Origin of the sequence: Streptomyces sp. NPDC002057 (genome assembly GCF_040296665.1) — a bacterium.
In the GTDB taxonomy this organism is placed as follows: Bacteria; Actinomycetota; Actinomycetes; order Streptomycetales; family Streptomycetaceae; genus Streptomyces.
The window spans coordinates 73,464-90,854 of record NZ_JBEOXR010000020.1; the positions used below are offsets into that span (position 1 = coordinate 73,464).

At 68.9% G+C, this 17,391-nt stretch carries 24 protein-coding genes; 20 read left to right on the forward strand and 4 right to left on the reverse strand.

Annotated elements, in window-relative coordinates; all coding sequences use genetic code 11:
- Positions 1 to 28: 28 nt before the first annotated feature.
- Genes ABT129_RS18020 through ABT129_RS18030 form a run of 3 tightly spaced genes read right to left on the reverse strand, consistent with a single transcriptional unit; the run spans position 29 to position 1,435 of the window.
- On the reverse strand, positions 29 to 232 hold the full coding sequence (locus tag ABT129_RS18020) for a MerR family transcriptional regulator (RefSeq protein WP_351901953.1): 204 nt from the start codon (positions 230 to 232) through the stop codon (positions 29 to 31).
- Entirely contained in the window at positions 226 to 1,143 is a 918-nt protein-coding gene (locus ABT129_RS18025; protein WP_351901955.1) for a hypothetical protein, read from the reverse strand. The genes ABT129_RS18020 and ABT129_RS18025 overlap by 7 nt, the downstream gene beginning before the upstream one ends.
- Complete coding sequence (locus ABT129_RS18030) at positions 1,136 to 1,435, reverse strand: WhiB family transcriptional regulator (protein ID WP_351901957.1); 300 nt, start codon at positions 1,433 to 1,435, stop codon at positions 1,136 to 1,138. The genes ABT129_RS18025 and ABT129_RS18030 overlap by 8 nt, the downstream gene beginning before the upstream one ends.
- Before the next feature lie 233 nt (positions 1,436 to 1,668).
- On the opposite strand from ABT129_RS18030, the gene ABT129_RS18035 reads away from it, so the two are divergent.
- The 5 genes from ABT129_RS18035 to tuf all read left to right on the forward strand — a co-directional run bounded on the left by ABT129_RS18035 (position 1,669) and on the right by tuf (position 6,770).
- Entirely contained in the window at positions 1,669 to 2,118 is a 450-nt protein-coding gene (locus tag ABT129_RS18035; RefSeq protein ID WP_351901959.1) for a helix-turn-helix domain-containing protein, read from the forward strand.
- Between the two features lie 294 nt (positions 2,119 to 2,412).
- Positions 2,413 to 2,784, forward strand: coding sequence for a 30S ribosomal protein S12 (gene rpsL, locus ABT129_RS18040; protein WP_003948652.1), 372 nt, complete (start codon positions 2,413 to 2,415; stop codon positions 2,782 to 2,784).
- 2 nt (positions 2,785 to 2,786) lie between these two features.
- Positions 2,787 to 3,257: a 30S ribosomal protein S7 gene (gene rpsG / locus ABT129_RS18045; RefSeq protein WP_018101248.1), complete on the forward strand. Its 471-nt coding sequence runs from the start codon at positions 2,787 to 2,789 to the stop codon at positions 3,255 to 3,257.
- Between the two features lie 39 nt (positions 3,258 to 3,296).
- Positions 3,297 to 5,426, forward strand: coding sequence for an elongation factor G (gene fusA / locus ABT129_RS18050; RefSeq protein WP_351901961.1), 2,130 nt, complete (start codon positions 3,297 to 3,299; stop codon positions 5,424 to 5,426).
- 150 nt (positions 5,427 to 5,576) lie between these two features.
- Positions 5,577 to 6,770: an elongation factor Tu gene (gene tuf, locus ABT129_RS18055; RefSeq protein WP_024755402.1), complete on the forward strand. Its 1,194-nt coding sequence runs from the start codon at positions 5,577 to 5,579 to the stop codon at positions 6,768 to 6,770.
- Between the two features lie 108 nt (positions 6,771 to 6,878).
- Here the strand turns inward: tuf and ABT129_RS18060 are convergent, their stop codons facing one another.
- Positions 6,879 to 8,858, reverse strand: a complete 1,980-nt coding sequence (locus ABT129_RS18060) for a PIG-L family deacetylase (RefSeq protein WP_351901963.1) — start codon at positions 8,856 to 8,858, stop codon at positions 6,879 to 6,881.
- A 203-nt stretch (positions 8,859 to 9,061) separates the two neighbouring features.
- Here ABT129_RS18060 and ABT129_RS18065 point away from each other — a divergent pair, with 203 nt between their 5' ends.
- The 15 genes from ABT129_RS18065 to rplE all read left to right on the forward strand — a co-directional run bounded on the left by ABT129_RS18065 (position 9,062) and on the right by rplE (position 17,387).
- Complete coding sequence (locus ABT129_RS18065; protein ID WP_351901965.1) at positions 9,062 to 10,300, forward strand: RNA polymerase sigma factor; 1,239 nt, start codon at positions 9,062 to 9,064, stop codon at positions 10,298 to 10,300.
- A 462-nt stretch (positions 10,301 to 10,762) separates the two neighbouring features.
- Complete coding sequence (gene rpsJ / locus ABT129_RS18070) at positions 10,763 to 11,071, forward strand: 30S ribosomal protein S10 (protein ID WP_003948644.1); 309 nt, start codon at positions 10,763 to 10,765, stop codon at positions 11,069 to 11,071.
- An 11-nt stretch (positions 11,072 to 11,082) separates the two neighbouring features.
- Positions 11,083 to 11,727: a 50S ribosomal protein L3 gene (gene rplC / locus ABT129_RS18075; RefSeq protein WP_024755405.1), complete on the forward strand. Its 645-nt coding sequence runs from the start codon at positions 11,083 to 11,085 to the stop codon at positions 11,725 to 11,727.
- Between the two features lie 7 nt (positions 11,728 to 11,734).
- Entirely contained in the window at positions 11,735 to 12,385 is a 651-nt protein-coding gene (gene rplD, locus ABT129_RS18080) for a 50S ribosomal protein L4 (protein WP_187623357.1), read from the forward strand.
- Positions 12,385 to 12,708, forward strand: a complete 324-nt coding sequence (gene rplW, locus ABT129_RS18085; protein ID WP_015035575.1) for a 50S ribosomal protein L23 — start codon at positions 12,385 to 12,387, stop codon at positions 12,706 to 12,708. The genes rplD and rplW overlap by 1 nt, the downstream gene beginning before the upstream one ends.
- 40 nt (positions 12,709 to 12,748) lie before the next feature.
- On the forward strand, positions 12,749 to 13,585 hold the full coding sequence (gene rplB, locus ABT129_RS18090) for a 50S ribosomal protein L2 (protein WP_030318653.1): 837 nt from the start codon (positions 12,749 to 12,751) through the stop codon (positions 13,583 to 13,585).
- Positions 13,586 to 13,597: 12 nt separating this feature from the next.
- Positions 13,598 to 13,879, forward strand: a complete 282-nt coding sequence (rpsS, locus tag ABT129_RS18095; protein ID WP_024755409.1) for a 30S ribosomal protein S19 — start codon at positions 13,598 to 13,600, stop codon at positions 13,877 to 13,879.
- A 42-nt stretch (positions 13,880 to 13,921) separates the two neighbouring features.
- Positions 13,922 to 14,269 (forward strand): 50S ribosomal protein L22, encoded by a 348-nt coding sequence (rplV, locus tag ABT129_RS18100; protein ID WP_056552397.1) that lies wholly within the window; start codon positions 13,922 to 13,924, stop codon positions 14,267 to 14,269.
- Positions 14,269 to 15,120 carry a 30S ribosomal protein S3 gene (gene rpsC / locus ABT129_RS18105; protein WP_030214015.1) on the forward strand — a complete coding sequence of 284 codons (852 nt, stop codon included), beginning with the start codon at positions 14,269 to 14,271 and terminating at the stop codon, positions 15,118 to 15,120. The genes rplV and rpsC overlap by 1 nt, the downstream gene beginning before the upstream one ends.
- Before the next feature lie 5 nt (positions 15,121 to 15,125).
- The gene (gene rplP / locus ABT129_RS18110; RefSeq protein WP_015035580.1) at positions 15,126 to 15,545 is read left to right on the forward strand and encodes a 50S ribosomal protein L16; all 420 of its coding nucleotides are present in this window, start codon (positions 15,126 to 15,128) and stop codon (positions 15,543 to 15,545) included.
- On the forward strand, positions 15,545 to 15,769 hold the full coding sequence (rpmC, locus tag ABT129_RS18115) for a 50S ribosomal protein L29 (RefSeq protein ID WP_017239580.1): 225 nt from the start codon (positions 15,545 to 15,547) through the stop codon (positions 15,767 to 15,769). Before rplP ends, rpmC begins: the two co-directional genes overlap by 1 nt.
- Complete coding sequence (gene rpsQ, locus ABT129_RS18120; RefSeq protein WP_030318650.1) at positions 15,769 to 16,050, forward strand: 30S ribosomal protein S17; 282 nt, start codon at positions 15,769 to 15,771, stop codon at positions 16,048 to 16,050. The genes rpmC and rpsQ overlap by 1 nt, the downstream gene beginning before the upstream one ends.
- A 100-nt stretch (positions 16,051 to 16,150) precedes the next feature.
- Positions 16,151 to 16,519, forward strand: coding sequence for a 50S ribosomal protein L14 (gene rplN, locus ABT129_RS18125; RefSeq protein ID WP_003956455.1), 369 nt, complete (start codon positions 16,151 to 16,153; stop codon positions 16,517 to 16,519).
- Positions 16,520 to 16,521: 2 nt separating this feature from the next.
- A complete protein-coding gene (rplX, locus tag ABT129_RS18130) occupies positions 16,522 to 16,833 on the forward strand; it encodes a 50S ribosomal protein L24 (protein ID WP_024755412.1) in 312 nt (103 codons plus the stop codon).
- Positions 16,830 to 17,387, forward strand: a complete 558-nt coding sequence (gene rplE / locus ABT129_RS18135) for a 50S ribosomal protein L5 (RefSeq protein ID WP_026058276.1) — start codon at positions 16,830 to 16,832, stop codon at positions 17,385 to 17,387. The genes rplX and rplE overlap by 4 nt, the downstream gene beginning before the upstream one ends.
- Positions 17,388 to 17,391: the final 4 nt, after the last annotated feature.

A 17,391-nucleotide genomic window follows, 5' to 3' on the forward strand; every position in this document is an offset into this window, starting at 1 on the left:
TGCGTACGGGGGAAGGAGCGGGGGCGGGTCAGGCGGTACGGGCACGGCCGCGGGCGGTGCGCTCGGCGGCGAAGACGTCCTCCAGGCGGAAGAGCTGCGCCCGGCCCGCCTTGCCGGCCGCCCGCAGGTGGCCCAGCTGGACCCACTTGCGGATGGTCGCGGGGGCGACCCCCGCCTCCTCGGCGGCGAGCGGTCCCGGAATCAGGGCCGGCAGGGCGGGTGAGCTCAGCACGTGGTCTCCTCCGTGTCGTTCGTCGTCGTGTCCGGGGCGGCCGTCCTCGTGTCCGGCGCCCGGTCCGCCACCGTGACCGTGTCCGGCGGGGTGTCCGGCGCCGGATCCGCCGCCGTGTTCGTGTCCATCGCGGCCTCGATCTCCTCGGTGCGGGATCCGGAGGCGGCCGCGAGCTCCGCCCACTCCCGCTCCGGCCACAGGTGCCGGTAGGCGGGATCGTCCTGGCAGCCGCACACCTCGTCCGTGCACACGCAGGCCGGGTTCACACAGAGCACCGCGCGCCGGTCCGGGAACGCCCGCAGCGACACCGAGTCGCACCAGGGGCAACGGCCCGACACCCGGACGACCGTCTCCGAGTCGCCGAGCGTCCGGGCGCACCGCCGGGCCATCCGCCGGATCTCGTCCCGCACGTGCCGGGCCAGGTCGGGGTGGGCGGCGACGGCGTCGAGGAGTCCCACCACCCGGCGGAGCCGGTCGATCACCCCGGCGCGGGGCGGCCGGGGCAGCGAGAGCCGGGCGCACACCGCCTCCTCCAGCTCCACCACCCCGTCGGTGATGTCGCGGATGGCGTCGGAGACGTGCAGCCGGATCGGGGCGGCGCCGTGGCCGGGGACGGCGAGCCCGTGGCGCTGCTGGAGGAGCAGCGCCTCGCGGCGCTCCTCGCGGATCTGCTCGTCCCGGCCGGCGGGGGAGGGGGCCGGGGCGCTCCCGGCGGGGCCGCGGCGGCCGGGCGCGAGCTCTTCGGCGAGCTCGGGGAAGTGCCGTACGAGGGACGCGGTCCAGAGGGCGATGTCGCGGAGCACGAGCGCGACGGTGGCGTCGGGGCCCGCGGCCGGGGCGGTGGTGCGGTCGTCCCGGGAGGCCGGGGCGGAGTGCGCGGTCCCGGCGGTCGTCACGGTGCGGTCAGCCACGGCGGCCGCTCCGGGGGAACGTCGGGGTGAGGGCGACCGCCTTCGCCACGCGCGCCGCGTCCGCCGGGCGCCCGTTGCGCCACAGGCGGCCGGCGCAGACGCCGTCGAAGTAGCTTTCCGCGGGGGCCACCGCCGTCTCGCACTCGCGGCGGACGGGGCAGCCGGCGCAGGCACGCAGCGCCGGGGCCGCCTCCTTGGCGCGGCGGGCGAAGACGACGGACGGGGAGAGGTCGGCGCACGCGGCGACGGCCTGCCAGGGGGTGGGGTCGGTCTGGAGCAAGAGGTTCTCCACGGTCCGGGGCCTCCGGGGCTCCGTGGGGCCGGTGGGGCCGGTGGGGCTCAGGGGGCCGACGAGTGCGGCGGCACGCCAGAGTTACATGTTGCGTGCGGGCGCGCAACAACTTTCGGGGGTGGCCCCGGGGTCGCCTTCACCGTTTCGACACGTTGCGTACCCGAAACCAGGTAATTCTGTGCGCGCAAGCACGCTAGAGTTGAAGTCCGGAGGGGTGGAGTGAGGAGCTGTACATGACCACTCGTGGGCTGGACGAGTTCGCAGGCTGGGTCGAAGGCCTGATGAGACAGCGCGGCTACGACATCGACAGCCCGCGCGGCGGCGGCAAGTCCCGGATCGCGGACGAGGCGGGAGTGCACCGCGCCGCCGTGACGCGCCTGCTGCAGCGGCAGAGCATGCCCGACCTGGAGACCATGCGCAGGATCGCCCCGCTGCTGGGCGTCTCGGTCCGCGACATGCTGATCCGCTCCGGGCGCGTGACGCCCGAGGAGCTCCCGATGGCGGCGGATCTGCTGCCGCCGAGCGACTGGCAGCCCTCCATGGAGGACTTCGCCCGCTGGCTCGGGGTGCCCGACGAGCGCATGGGCGTCTTCGTCAAGGTCGTGAACCAGTTCCTGGAGCCCGACGTGGTGGCGGAGGTGCCCGCCGAGGCCGTCGAACCCCGCCGCAGCGCCCGGGACTGACCCCCGACGCCTCCCGATCCCGCCCGGTCCCGGCCCCCACGGGCCGGGACCGGGTGTGCGTGGCCATTTGTTTTGACCGGAGTCCATGCGATAGGTACGCTCAAGCCTTGTGCCTGGGGTGTGCCTGGGCTCGCGTGCGTGTCCTCAACCGCAAGGCGAGTCATATATCGGCCACCGTGATCCGCGCCCCTTCCGCCCTGGTGGATGGGTCAGCGAGATTCGACACACCCGACCGCGTGGGTCGGTGACTGTTCCAGGTTAGTTTTACGACGGCACACAGAAACCGGAGAAGTAGTGCCTACGATCCAGCAGCTGGTCCGGAAGGGCCGGCAGGACAAGGTCGAGAAGAACAAGACGCCCGCACTCGAGGGTTCCCCTCAGCGTCGCGGCGTCTGCACGCGTGTGTTCACGACCACCCCGAAGAAGCCGAACTCGGCCCTCCGTAAGGTCGCGCGTGTGCGTCTGACCTCCGGCATCGAGGTCACGGCCTACATCCCGGGTGAGGGCCACAACCTGCAGGAGCACTCCATCGTGCTCGTGCGCGGTGGCCGCGTGAAGGACCTGCCGGGTGTTCGCTACAAGATCATCCGCGGTTCCCTCGACACGCAGGGCGTCAAGAACCGTAAGCAGGCTCGCAGCCGCTACGGCGCCAAGAAGGAGAAGTAAGAATGCCTCGTAAGGGCCCCGCCCCGAAGCGCCCGGTCATCATCGACCCGGTCTACAGCTCTCCTCTTGTCACCTCGCTGATCAACAAGATCCTGCTGGACGGCAAGCGCTCCACCGCCGAGCGCATCGTCTACGGCGCCATGGAAGGCCTCCGCGAGAAGACCGGCGCTGACCCGGTCATCACGCTGAAGCGCGCGCTCGAGAACGTCAAGCCGTCGCTCGAGGTCAAGTCCCGCCGTGTCGGTGGCGCCACCTACCAGGTGCCGATCGAGGTCAAGCCGGGCCGCGCCGCGACCCTGGCCCTCCGCTGGGTCGTGGGTTACTCCCGCGCCCGTCGTGAGAAGACCATGACCGAGCGCCTCATGAACGAGCTCCTCGACGCCTCGAACGGCCTCGGTGCGGCCGTCAAGAAGCGTGAGGACACGCACAAGATGGCCGAGTCCAACAAGGCCTTCGCGCACTACCGCTGGTAGTCGCAACCCACATCGAGACCGAGAGAAGACTGAGCCGATATGGCTACCACTTCGCTTGACCTTGCCAAGGTGCGCAACATCGGCATCATGGCGCACATCGACGCGGGCAAGACGACCACCACCGAGCGGATCCTGTTCTACACCGGCGTCTCGTACAAGATCGGTGAAGTCCACGACGGCGCTGCCACGATGGACTGGATGGAGCAGGAGCAGGAGCGCGGCATCACGATCACGTCTGCCGCGACGACCTGCCACTGGCCGCTCGAGAATGTCGATCACACGATCAACATCATCGACACGCCGGGCCACGTCGACTTCACCGTCGAGGTGGAGCGTTCGCTGCGCGTGCTCGACGGTGCTGTCACCGTGTTCGACGGTGTGGCCGGCGTCGAGCCCCAGTCCGAGACCGTCTGGCGTCAGGCGGACCGCTACGGCGTTCCGCGCATCTGCTTCGTCAACAAGCTCGACCGCACGGGCGCGGACTTCCTCCGCTGCGTCGACATGATCGTGAACCGCCTCGGCGCGGTCCCGATCGTCATGCAGCTGCCCATCGGTGCCGAGATGGACTTCCAGGGTGTCGTGGACCTCGTCCGCATGAAGGCCCTGGTCTGGTCCGCCGAGGCGTCCAAGGGCGAGATGTACGACGTCGTCGACATCCCGGCCGACCTCGTCGAGCTGGCCGAGGAGTACCGCGCCAAGCTGGTCGAGGCCGTCTCCGAGAACGACGAGGAGCTCATGGAGCTCTTCCTCGAGGGCGTCGAGCCCACCGAGGAGCAGCTCTACGCCGCCGTCCGTCGCATCACCATTGCCTCCGGCAAGGGTGGCGGCGAGAAGACGGTCACCCCCGTCTTCTGTGGCACCGCGTTCAAGAACAAGGGCGTCCAGCCCCTGCTCGACGCGGTCGTGCGCTACCTCCCCTCCCCCCTGGACGTCGAGGCCATCGAGGGCCACGACGTCAAGGACGCGGAGCTGGTCGTCAAGCGCAAGCCGTCCGACGACGAGCCGCTGTCGGCCCTCGCGTTCAAGATCGCGAGCGACCCGCACCTCGGCAAGCTCACCTTCGTCCGGATCTACTCCGGTCGCCTGGAGGCCGGCACCGCGGTGCTGAACTCCGTCAAGGGCAAGAAGGAGCGCATCGGCAAGATCTACCGCATGCACGCGAACAAGCGTGAGGAGATCGACTCGGTGGGCGCCGGCGACATCGTCGCCGTCATGGGCCTCAAGCAGACCACCACCGGTGAGACGCTGTGCGACGAGAAGAACCCGGTCATCCTGGAGTCCATGGACTTCCCGGCGCCGGTCATTCAGGTCGCCATCGAGCCCAAGTCCAAGGGTGACCAGGAGAAGCTGGGTGTCGCCATCCAGCGTCTCGCGGAGGAGGACCCCTCCTTCCAGGTGCACTCGGACGAGGAGACCGGCCAGACCATCATCGGTGGTATGGGCGAGCTTCACCTCGACATCCTCGTCGACCGCATGCGTCGCGAGTTCAAGGTCGAGGCGAACGTCGGCAAGCCGCAGGTCGCGTACCGCGAGACGATCCGCAAGGCCGTCGAGCGACTTGACTACACCCACAAGAAGCAGACCGGTGGTACCGGTCAGTTCGCCAAGGTGCAGATCGCGATCGAGCCCATCGAGGGCGGCGACGCCTCGTACGAGTTCGTGAACAAGGTCACCGGTGGCCGCATCCCGAAGGAGTACATCCCTTCGGTCGACGCGGGTGCGCAGGAGGCCATGCAGTTCGGCATCCTGGCCGGCTACGAGATGACCGGCGTCCGCGTCATTCTTCTCGACGGTGGCTACCACGAGGTCGACTCCTCCGAGCTCGCGTTCAAGATCGCCGGTTCGCAGGCCTTCAAGGAGGCCGCGCGCAAGGCTTCGCCGGTCATCCTCGAGCCCATGATGTCCGTCGAGGTCACCACGCCCGAGGACTACATGGGTGAGGTCATCGGCGACATCAACTCCCGCCGTGGTCAGATTCAGGCCATGGAGGAGCGCAGCGGCGCTCGCGTCGTGAAGGGCCTCGTGCCCCTTTCGGAGATGTTCGGCTACGTCGGCGACCTCCGCAGCAAGACCTCGGGTCGCGCAAGCTACTCGATGCAGTTCGACTCCTACGCCGAGGTTCCGCGGAACGTCGCCGAGGAGATCATCGCGAAGGCCAAGGGCGAGTAACTCTCCCGAGTTCACGCTTTAGGCTTGACACCAGTCGCCGGGGTTCCGCCCCGGAACCCCGAGAACGGGCCCCGGCGACTTGGCATCCCAGCAAAGATCACCTGGCGCCGATGAAGCAAGGCGTACAGAACCACTCCGCAGGAGGATCAAGTGGCGAAGGCAAAGTTCGAGCGGACTAAGCCGCACGTCAACATCGGCACCATCGGTCACATTGACCACGGTAAGACGACCCTCACGGCCGCCATTACCAAGGTGCTGCACGACGCGTACCCGGACCTGAACGAGGCCTCGGCCTTCGACCAGATCGACAAGGCTCCCGAGGAGCGCCAGCGCGGTATCACGATCTCGATCGCGCACGTCGAGTACCAGACGGAGTCGCGTCACTACGCGCACGTCGACTGCCCGGGTCACGCTGACTACATCAAGAACATGATCACGGGTGCCGCGCAGATGGACGGCGCCATCCTCGTGGTCGCCGCCACCGACGGCCCGATGCCGCAGACCAAGGAGCACGTGCTCCTGGCCCGCCAGGTCGGCGTTCCGTACATCGTCGTCGCCCTGAACAAGGCCGACATGGTGGACGACGAGGAGATCCTGGAGCTCGTCGAGCTCGAGGTTCGTGAGCTCCTCTCCGAGTACGAGTTCCCGGGCGACGACCTTCCGGTCGTCCGCGTCTCGGCGCTCAAGGCGCTCGAGGGCGACAAGGAGTGGGGCGAGGCTCTCCTCGGTCTCATGAAGGCCGTCGACGAGTCGATCCCGCAGCCCGAGCGTGACGTCGACAAGCCGTTCCTGATGCCGATCGAGGACGTCTTCACGATCACCGGTCGTGGCACCGTCGTCACCGGTCGTATCGAGCGCGGTATCCTCAAGGTCAACGAGACCGTCGACATCATCGGTATCAAGACCGAGAAGACCACCACCACGGTCACCGGTATCGAGATGTTCCGCAAGCTGCTCGACGAGGGCCAGGCCGGTGAGAACGTCGGTCTGCTCCTCCGTGGCATCAAGCGCGAGGACGTCGAGCGCGGCCAGGTCATCATCAAGCCGGGTTCGGTCACGCCGCACACGAACTTCGAGGCCCAGGCCTACATCCTGTCGAAGGACGAGGGTGGCCGTCACACCCCGTTCTTCAACAACTACCGCCCGCAGTTCTACTTCCGTACCACGGACGTGACCGGCGTCGTGACCCTCCCCGAGGGCACCGAGATGGTCATGCCGGGCGACAACACCGCCATGAGCGTTGAGCTGATCCAGCCCATCGCCATGGAGGAGGGCCTCAAGTTCGCCATCCGTGAGGGTGGCCGGACCGTCGGCGCCGGCCAGGTCGTCAAGATCACCGCCTGATCTTCGATCTGACCTGGTAGCTCCAGCGAGCTACTGAGCAGTGAGGGAAGGCCCCGCACCGAAAGGTGCGGGGCCTTCTCGCGTTCCCGGCCCGTCGGCCGCGGGCCGCTAGGGCCGCCAGCTCCACGGGTGTCCGTCCGTGCCGAGGCCCACCACGGTCGCCCGGCGTGCCCCCAGGTGCAGCGCCGCCGACACCGCCGCCGGCCCCTCCGTACGGGTACGGAGCCGGCCGCCGGCCCGCAGCACCACCCGGCCGTCCGGGTCCGTGCCGAGCAGCACCGTCCCGAGCGCCGCCGAGCGCGCGGCGACCACGCCCCCGTAGCCGTCCAGACCCGCGTCGCCCGCCGGGCCGAGGAGTTCACCGGCCGCCGGCCGCCGGTAGTACAGCTCGCCCCCGGCCGCCGCCACCGTCGATCCGGAGAGCGGCAGCCGCTCCGACCGCTCCGCCCCGTCCACCCAGTGCCGTACGGACTCCCTCCCCGCCGCGTGGATGTGCACCCTCCCCGCCGCGTCCAGCGAGACGGCGAGACCGTCCTGGACCTCCGCGTCCCCGGGGAGCGTCCGCCACGGGCCCCAGGCCCCGTCCGCCGTCCGCACCCGCGTCGCTATGCCCCGGTCCGCGTTCCGTACGAAGAGATGGGCCCGGCCGTCCGGGGCCGCGACCGCCACGGGCGCGCCGACCCGGCGCCCCCGGTCGTCCTCGCGCTCCGGGCTCCCGAGCCCGCGCCAGGCGAGGAACGGGCCGCCGGGGGAGCGCTGCTCCAGGAGGACCAGCTCGCGCCGGTTCGGCCCGCCGTGGCCGTCGAGCGCGGCGAACCGGACCCCGAAGAGCAGCACCCGGCCGTCGGCGAGCACGGCCGAACCGAGCGCGGGCGCCAGCGGGCCGCCGCCCAGGTCGGCCGGTTCGCCCCAGACCCCGGGTGCCGTCTCCCGCCAGCGGACCGCGCGCAGACCGAGCACCCCGTAAGCGGTGAGGCGTCCGTCCGGCCCCTCGGCGAGCGCCGGGCCCGCCGACGGCCAGCGGTGGTGGGTGGAGCGCACCCAGCCCTTGCGGTTGGTGAGCGGCCGGTCGCCGCCGACGCCGTAGTCGCCGCAGCCCGAGGGGTTGCCGCACTGCCAGGACGGGTCCCCGCCGTACGGGACGAGCCGCGCGGCCTTCTCCCGCAGCACCCCCGGCGGGAGGTTCTTGGGCCAGTGGCGGTTGTAGTAGCCGCGGAAGGCCGTCGTCGTGAACGCCGGTATCGGGTCGCCGTCCCGGACGGCGTCCGAGACCCAGCGGCTCAGCGCGGCCCAGGTGAAGCAGCCGACCGCCGTGTGGTCCCCGTGGTCCGAGTAGCCGGGCTGCTCGGAGTCCCGCCTCCGGGTGGCCTCGTCGCTGGTCTGGATGTCCGGATCGGGGTCCAGGGTGTGCACCACCGTGGGCCGGTAGCGGCGGAGCAGCCCGACGAGGACGTCGATCAGCCGGTCGTAGTCGTAGGTGTCCGAGCGGGTGAGGGGCGAACCGGCCGGCAGGTGCGTCCGCAGCTCCAGGGCGCGGTCGTGCCAGAGCGCGGGCACCGCCATGTAGCGCCGGTTCGTGTGCATCGGAAGGTTGAGGAAGACCAGCTCGATCCGGCGGCCGCCGTGCGTGAGGGTGTCGACCCCCGCCCGCCGGCCGCCCGGCAGCGTGAGGACCTCGCGCCGCCAGGGCGTGAACCTCGGCAGGCCGAGCGCCTCGGCGTACGACTGGCGCAGGCCCTGGTGACGGGCGGAGGAGTAGGCGGCCCGGTCCGGGGGAGTGTCGGGCATCCCCGCGATCCGGTTCCGGCCGGTGTGCTCGCCCGCCGTCACGTACACCGAGACCAGCGGGACCCCGGAGTCCAGCAGCCGCTGGGTGTCGGGGTTCATGAAGTACAGGTCGTCGTCCGGGTGCGCGGCCACCTGGAGGAGCAGCGCCCGTCGCGCCCGCGTGGAGGCGATCGGCTTCCCGGGCGCGGGGTCGACGGTCGGCGCGGTCCTGCGCGGCTCCGGGACGGAACACCCGGCGACCGCCGAGGTGACGGCGAGGGCGGCGGCGAGAACCGTGCGGCGACGGGGTGGTGTGGTCACGTACGGGTCCGTCCCTCAGGGTCTCCGCTGTTCGCTGTTGTCCCCTGCAAGACGGATATCCGGCACTCGGGGTTGTGTTCGAATCGCTCATCGCTGCGAGGATGGGGAGGGAGGAGACCTCGGATGACGTACGTCGTGACGACCCGCGCACGCGAGGCCGCCGCCCGGCCCGACCGGCGCGGTGCGGCCGGGGCGGTGGACGGGTGAGCCCCCGCGAGGTCGAGGACCTGCTGCGGGAGTACGCGCCCCAGGTCCTCGTCGCCCTCGTCCGGCGGCACGGCGACTTCGACGCCTGCGAGGACGCCGTCCAGGAGGCGCTGATCGCCGCGGCGCGGCAGTGGCCCGGGCGGGAGACCGTCCCCGACGACCCGCGCGCGTGGCTGCTTACGGTCGCCCGTCGCAGGTACGTCGACCATGTCCGCGGCGAGGCCGCGCGGCGGCGCCGCGAGGACGCCGTCGCCCTCGCCACCCCCGACTCCGAACGCGTCGCCCGCGCCGCCGACGCCCCCGCCACCGGCTGGGACGACTCCCTGCCCCTGCTCTTCCTCTGCTGCCACCCGGACCTGTCACCGGCCAGCCGGATCGCGCTCACGCTGCGGGCGGTCGGCGGTCTCACCACCGCGCAGATCGCCGCCGCCTTCCTCGTCCCCGAGGCGACGATGGCGCAGCGCGTCAGCCGGGCCAAGCAGACGATCAGGTCGGCCGGCGGATCGCTCGCGCTGCCCGAGGGCGAGGAGCGCACGGCCCGGCTCGCCGAGGTGCGGCACGTGCTCTACCTGATCTTCAACGAGGGCTACACGGCCAGCGCCGGTGACGAGCTCACCGTGCCCGAGCTGTCCACGGAGGCGATCCGGCTCGCGCGGCTGCTGCACCGGCTGCTGCCCGAGGACACCGAGACGGCGGGTCTGCTCGCCCTGATGCTGCTCACCGACGCCCGGCGTCCGGCCCGCACGGGCCCGGACGGAGAACTGGTGCCGCTCGCGGAGCAGGACCGGGGGAGGTGGGACGGCGGGCTCGTCGCGGAGGGCGTCGAGCTGATCGGCCGCACCCTGCGGCGGGGCCGGGTGGGCCCGTACCAGCTCCAGGCGGCGATCGCGGCCGTCCACGACGAGGCGGAGACCGCCGGTGCCACCGACTGGCCGCAGATCCTCGCGCTGTACGAACTCCTGGAGCGCACCGGGCCGAACCCGGTGGGCACCCTCAACCGCGCGGTGGCCGTCGCCATGGTCCACGGGCCCGCGGCCGGACTCGCGCTCCTGGACGAGTCGGCGAAGGACGGGCGCACGGCACGGCACCACCGGCTCCACGCCGCCCGGGCCCATCTGCTCGAACTCCTCGGCGACGAGGAGGCGGCCGCCGAGGCCTACCGGGAGGCGGCGCGCCGGACGACCAGCGGGCCGGAACGCCGCCATCTCACCGAACGGGCCCGGCGCTTGGGGTGAGAGCGAGGGGCGCGGCCGAGTCCGCCGCGTGCGCCCGGCGCATGGCCGTACGTGACGTGGGGTACAGTCTTCGCTCCCGATTGGCGGCCGGAAGGTCCCGTATGGCAGACTGTCGGGGTTGCTCGGTTGAGTGCCGATGCTGCGCGCCTCCCGTCGGGAGGACCGGAAGCGAGTCCCACAGTACTCGTCGCCCCACCCCTCTCAGGTGAGAGGAACGGGGCGGACGTACGGGAATCTTCTGGGAAGCGTCAGCGGGGTGCAGACCAGGCACCCGGTGGGTGTTCTGCCCCCGGCCCGCGGTCATGGCGACCGTGCCCCCTTGGTTGGGAAATCCTCAGGGATTTCTGCGTAGAGGGAGTGCGACACGCCCGACCGCGTGGGTCGGAGACACGGACAACGCTCGTCAGAGGGCGAAGCCGATCGGGTTCCAGAGCGTTACGAGACAAAGGACTACTAGTAGCCATGGCGGGACAGAAGATCCGCATCCGGCTCAAGGCCTACGACCACGAGGTCATCGACTCCTCGGCGAAGAAGATCGTCGAGACGGTGACCCGCACTGGTGCGTCGGTCGCAGGCCCGGTGCCGCTGCCCACTGAGAAGAACGTGTACTGCGTCATCAAGTCGCCGCACAAGTACAAGGACTCGCGCGAGCACTTCGAGATGCGCACGCACAAGCGCCTCATCGACATCCTCGACCCCACGCCGAAGACGGTTGACTCGCTCATGCGTCTCGACCTCCCGGCGGGCGTTGACATCGAGATCAAGCTCTGAGGGCGCGCGAGATGGCTAAGAACATCAAGGGCATCCTGGGCGAGAAGCTCGGCATGACGCAGGTCTGGGACGAGAACAACCGGGTCGTCCCGGTGACCGTCGTCAAGGCCGGCCCGAATGTCGTGACCCAGGTCCGTACGAACGACGTCGACGGCTACGAGTCGGTCCAGATCGCCTTCGGCGAGATCGACCCTCGCAAGGTGAACAAGCCCCTCAAGGGTCACTTCGCCAAGGCTGACGTCACCCCGCGCCGCCACCTGGTGGAGCTCCGCACCGCTGACGCCTCCGAGTACACGCTCGGCCAGGAGATCACCGCCGAGCTCTTCGAGGCCGGCGTGAAGGTCGACGTCACCGGCAAGAGCAAGGGCAAGGGCTTCGCCGGTGTCATGAAGCGCCACAACTTCCGTGGTGGCAAGGCGTCGCACGGTGCCCACCGCGTGCACCGCAAGCCCGGCTCCATCGGTGGCTGCGCCACTCCGGGTCGTGTCTTCAAGGGCATGAAGATGGCCGGTCGCATGGGCAACGAGCGTGTGACCACCCAGAACCTGACCGTCCACGCCGTTGACGCCGAGAAGGGTCTGCTGCTCATCAAGGGCGCCGTCCCCGGCCCTAACGGTGGCCTCGTCCTGGTCCGCACCGCGGCCAAGGGGGTTTGAGGAACCGATGAGCACCATTGACATCCTTTCGCCGGCAGGCGACAAGACCGGGACCGTCGAGCTCCCCGAGGAGATCTTCGGCGCCAAGGTCAGCGTTCCGCTGATCCACCAGGTCGTCGTCGCGCAGCTGGCCGCGGCCCGTCAGGGCACGCACAAGACCAAGCGTCGTGGCGAGGTCCGTGGTGGTGGCAAGAAGCCTTACCGCCAGAAGGGCACCGGCCGCGCGCGCCAGGGTTCGACCCGCGCCCCGCAGTTCGTCGGCGGTGGCGTCGTCCACGGCCCGCAGCCGCGTGACTACTCGCAGCGGACCCCGAAGAAGATGAAGGTCGCCGCCCTCCGCGGTGCCCTCTCGGACCGGGCCACCCACTCCCGCATCCACGTCGTGACCGGCGTGGTCGAGGGTGACGTCTCCACCAAGGCCGCGAAGACGCTGTTCGGCAAGATCTCGGAGCGCAAGAACCTGCTCCTGGTCGTCGAGCGCTCCGACGAGGCCGCGTGGCTGTCCGCTCGTAACCTGCCCCAGGTGCACATCCTGGAGCCGGGCCAGCTCAACACGTACGACGTGATCGTCTCCGACGACGTGGTCTTCACCAAGGCCGCCCTCGAGTCCTTCGTGTCTGGCCCCCAGACCGCTGAGACCGAAGGGAGCGACGCCTGATGACTGAGGCCGTCGTCACCAGCAAGACCTTCTCGGACCCGCGCGACATTCTGATCAAGCCGGTCGTCTCGGAGAAGAGCTACGCCCTGCTGGACGAGAACAAGTACACGTTCATCGTCGCGCCTGGCTCCAACAAGACCCAGATCAAGCAGGCCGTCGAGGCGGTCTTCTCGGTCAAGGTCACCGGGGTCAACACGATCAACCGCCAGGGCAAGCGCAAGCGCACCAAGGCCGGTTTCGGTAAGCGCAAGGACACCAAGCGCGCCATCGTGACCCTTGCTGAGGGCAACCGTATCGACATCTTCGGCGGTCCGACCGCCTAACGGCGGTCTGGATCGTCCGGAATCGGACGAGGACTGAGAAATGGGAATCCGCAAGTACAAGCCGACAACGCCGGGCCGCCGTGGCTCCTCCGTTGCCGACTTCGTCGAGATCACGCGGTCCACGCCGGAGAAGTCGCTGGTTCGCCCCCTGCACAGCAAGGGCGGCCGTAACAACACCGGTCGGATCACCGTTCGCCACCAGGGTGGCGGACACAAGCGTGCCTACCGTGTGATCGACTTCCGTCGTCACGACAAGGACGGCGTGCCGGCCAAGGTCGCTCACATCGAGTACGACCCCAACCGCACCGCGCGCATCGCGCTGCTCCACTACGTGGACGGCGAGAAGCGCTACATCATCGCCCCCAAGGGTCTGACGCAGGGTGACCGCGTCGAGAACGGCCCCGGCGCTGACATCAAGCCCGGCAACAACCTGGCGCTCCGCAACATCCCGGTCGGTACCACGATCCACGCGATCGAGCTCCGTCCCGGTGGCGGCGCCAAGTTCGCGCGCTCCGCTGGTGCGTCCGTGCAGCTGCTGGCGAAGGAGGGCACGATGGCCCACCTTCGTATGCCGTCCGGTGAGATCCGTCTCGTCGACGCCCGCTGCCGCGCCACGATCGGCGAGGTCGGCAACGCCGAGCAGTCGAACATCAACTGGGGCAAGGCCGGCCGTAAGCGCTGGCTGGGCGTTCGCCCGACCGTTCGCGGTGTGGCGATGAACCCGGTGGACCACCCGCACGGTGGTGGTGAGGGTAAGACCTCCGGTGGTCGCCACCCGGTCTCCCCGTGGGGTCAGAAGGAGGGTCGTACTCGCTCGCCGAAGAAGGCTTCGAGCAAGTACATCGTCCGCCGCCGCAAGACGAACAAGAAGCGCTAGGAGCGGGTTTAGATGCCGCGCAGTCTCAAGAAGGGACCCTTCGTCGACGGACACCTCGTAAAGAAGGTGGACGTACAGAACGAAGCCGGTACCAAGAACGTCATCAAGACCTGGTCCCGTCGCTCGATGATCATCCCGGCCATGCTCGGCCACACGATCGCGGTGCACAACGGCAAGACCCACATTCCGGTGTTTGTCACCGAGTCGATGGTCGGCCACAAGCTCGGCGAGTTCTCGCCGACGCGCACCTTCCGGGGTCACGTGAAGGACGACCGGAAGTCGAAGCGCCGCTAGTAGCGGGGTGGAATGACCATGACAGACACTGGAAGGACAACCATGGAAGCCAGGGCCCAGGCGCGGTACATCCGCGTCACGCCCATGAAGGCCCGCCGCGTGGTGGACCTTATCCGTGGCATGGACGCCACGGAGGCTCAGGCGGTCCTGCGTTTCGCCCCGCAGGCCGCGAGCGTGCCGGTTGGCAAGGTGCTGGACAGCGCCATTGCCAACGCTGCACACAACTACGACCACACGGACGCCTCTTCGCTGGTCATCAGCGAGGCGTTTGTGGATGAGGGCCCGACCCTGAAGCGGTTCCGTCCGCGTGCTCAGGGCCGTGCCTACCGGATCCGTAAGCGGACCAGCCACATCACCGTGGTCGTCAGCAGCAAGGAAGGAACCCGGTAATGGGCCAGAAGGTTAACCCGCATGGGTTCCGGCTCGGCATCACCACGGACTTCAAGTCCCGCTGGTACGCCGACAAGCTGTACAAGGACTACGTCAAGGAAGACGTCGCCATCCGTCGGATGATGACGTCCGGCATGGAGCGCGCCGGCATCTCGAAGGTTGAGATCGAGCGCACCCGTGACCGCGTGCGGGTGGACATCCACACCGCGCGTCCCGGCATCGTCATCGGCCGCCGTGGCGCCGAGGCCGACCGCATCCGCGGCGACCTCGAGAAGCTCACGGGCAAGCAGGTCCAGCTGAACATCCTCGAGGTCAAGAACCCCGAGATGGACGCTCAGCTGGTTGCTCAGGCCGTTGCCGAGCAGCTCTCCTCCCGCGTCTCCTTCCGTCGCGCCATGCGTAAGAGCATGCAGGGCACGATGAAGGCCGGCGCCAAGGGCATCAAGATCCAGTGCGGCGGTCGCCTCGGCGGCGCCGAGATGTCCCGCTCGGAGTTCTACCGCGAGGGCCGTGTGCCCCTGCACACGCTCCGCGCGAACGTCGACTACGGCTTCTTCGAGGCCAAGACGACCTTCGGCCGCATCGGCGTGAAGGTCTGGATCTACAAGGGCGACGTCAAGAACATCGCCGAGGTCCGCGCCGAGAACGCCGCGGCCCGTGCGGGTAACCGCCCGGCCCGTGGTGCGGGTGGCGCTGGCGACCGTCCCGCCGGCCGTGGTGGCCGCGGTGGCGAGCGTGGCGGCCGCGGCCGCAAGCCGCAGCAGCAGTCCGCGCCGGCTGCCGAGGCCCCCAAGGCCGACGCTCCCGCCGCCGCTGCCGCTCCGGCTGAGAGCACCGGAACGGAGGCCTGACCGAAATGCTGATCCCCCGTAGGGTCAAGCACCGCAAGCAGCACCACCCCAAGCGCTCGGGTATGAGCAAGGGTGGTACGCAGGTTGCGTTCGGCGAGTACGGCATTCAGGCCCTCACGCCGGCGTACGTGACCAACCGCCAGATCGAGGCGGCTCGTATCGCGATGACCCGCCACATCAAGCGTGGCGGCAAGGTCTGGATCAACATCTACCCGGACCGCCCCCTCACGAAGAAGCCCGCCGAGACCCGCATGGGTTCCGGTAAGGGTTCTCCCGAGTGGTGGATCGCGAACGTCAAGCCGGGTCGGGTGATGTTCGAACTGTCCTACCCGAACGAGAAGATCGCGCGCGAGGCCCTGACCCGTGCGGCCCACAAGCTGCCGATGAAGTGCAAGATCGTGAAGCGCGAAGCAGGTGAGCTGTGATGTCGGCCGGTACCAAGGCGTCCGAGCTGCGCGAGCTGGGCAACGAGGAGCTTCTCAACAAGCTCCGCGAGGCCAAGGAAGAGCTGTTCAACCTCCGCTTCCAGGCGGCGACGGGCCAGCTCGAGAACCACGGCCGGCTCAAGTCCGTCCGTAAGGACATCGCCCGGATCTACACCCTGATGCGTGAGCGCGAGCTGGGCATCGAGACGGTGGAGAACGCCTGATGAGCGAGAGCAACGTGACTGAGAAGACCGAGCGCAACGCTCGCAAGGTCCGCGAGGGCCTGGTCGTCAGCGACAAGATGGACAAGACCGTCGTCGTCGCTGTCGAGGACCGCGTCAAGCACGCGCTGTACGGCAAGGTCATCCGCCGTACCAACAAGCTCAAGGCTCACGACGAGCAGAACGCTGCCGGCATCGGCGACCGCGTCCTCCTGATGGAGACCCGGAAGCTGTCGTCGACGAAGCACTGGCGCGTCATCGAGATCCTCGAGAAGGCCAAGTAATTCTTGAAGGGGTAACCCTTCGAGTTCGTTCCGCCAGGCTCGGCCGGGGCTTCCTCGTGAAGCCCCGGCCGGGAACCGGCAGACAAATCAGGAGATAGACGTGATCCAGCAGGAGTCGCGACTGCGTGTCGCCGACAACACTGGTGCCAAGGAGATCCTTTGCATCCGTGTTCTCGGTGGCTCGGGTCGCCGCTACGCGGGCATCGGTGACGTCATCGTCGCCACCGTCAAGGACGCGATCCCCGGTGGCAACGTGAAGAAGGGTGACGTCGTCAAGGCGGTCATCGTTCGCACCGTCAAGGAGCGCCGCCGCCAGGACGGCTCGTACATCCGCTTCGACGAGAACGCCGCTGTCATTCTCAAGAACGACGGCGACCCTCGTGGCACCCGTATCTTCGGCCCGGTCGGCCGTGAGCTGCGCGAGAAGAAGTTCATGAAGATCATCTCGCTCGCGCCGGAGGTGCTGTAAGCATGAAGATCAAGAAGGGCGACCTGGTCCAGGTCATCACCGGTAAGGACAAGGGCAAGCAGGGCAAGGTCATCACGGCCTTCCCCCGCGAGAACCGCGTCCTCGTCGAGGGTGTCAACCGGGTCAAGAAGCACACGAAGGCCGGCCCCTCGCAGGCCGGCGGCATCGTGACGACCGAGGCCCCTGTCCACGTGAGCAACGTTCAGCTCGTCGTGGAGAAGGACGGCAAGAAGGTCGTCACGCGTGTCGGTTTCCGCTTCGACGACGAGGGCAACAAGATCCGCGTTGCCAAGCGGACGGGTGAGGACATCTGATGGCTACCACCACTCCGCGTCTCAAGACGAAGTACCGCGAGGAGATCGCGGGCAAGCTGCGTGAGGAGTTCTCCTACGAGAACGTCATGCAGATCCCCGGCCTCGTGAAGATCGTGGTCAACATGGGTGTCGGCGACGCCGCCCGTGACTCGAAGCTCATGGACGGTGCCGTCCGTGACCTGACCACGATCACCGGCCAGAAGCCGGCGATCACCAAGGCTCGCAAGTCCATCGCGCAGTTCAAGCTGCGTGAGGGCCAGCCGATCGGCGCGCACGTCACCCTCCGTGGCGACCGCATGTGGGAGTTCCTGGACCGCACCCTGTCGCTCGCGCTTCCGCGCATCCGCGACTTCCGTGGTCTGTCCCCCAAGCAGTTCGACGGGCGTGGCAACTACACCTTCGGTCTCACGGAGCAGGTCATGTTCCACGAGATCGACCAGGACAAGATCGACCGTGTCCGGGGTATGGACATCACCGTGGTGACCACGGCGACCAACGACGACGAGGGCCGTGCCCTTCTGCGTCACCTCGGCTTCCCGTTCAAGGAGGCGTAAGCGA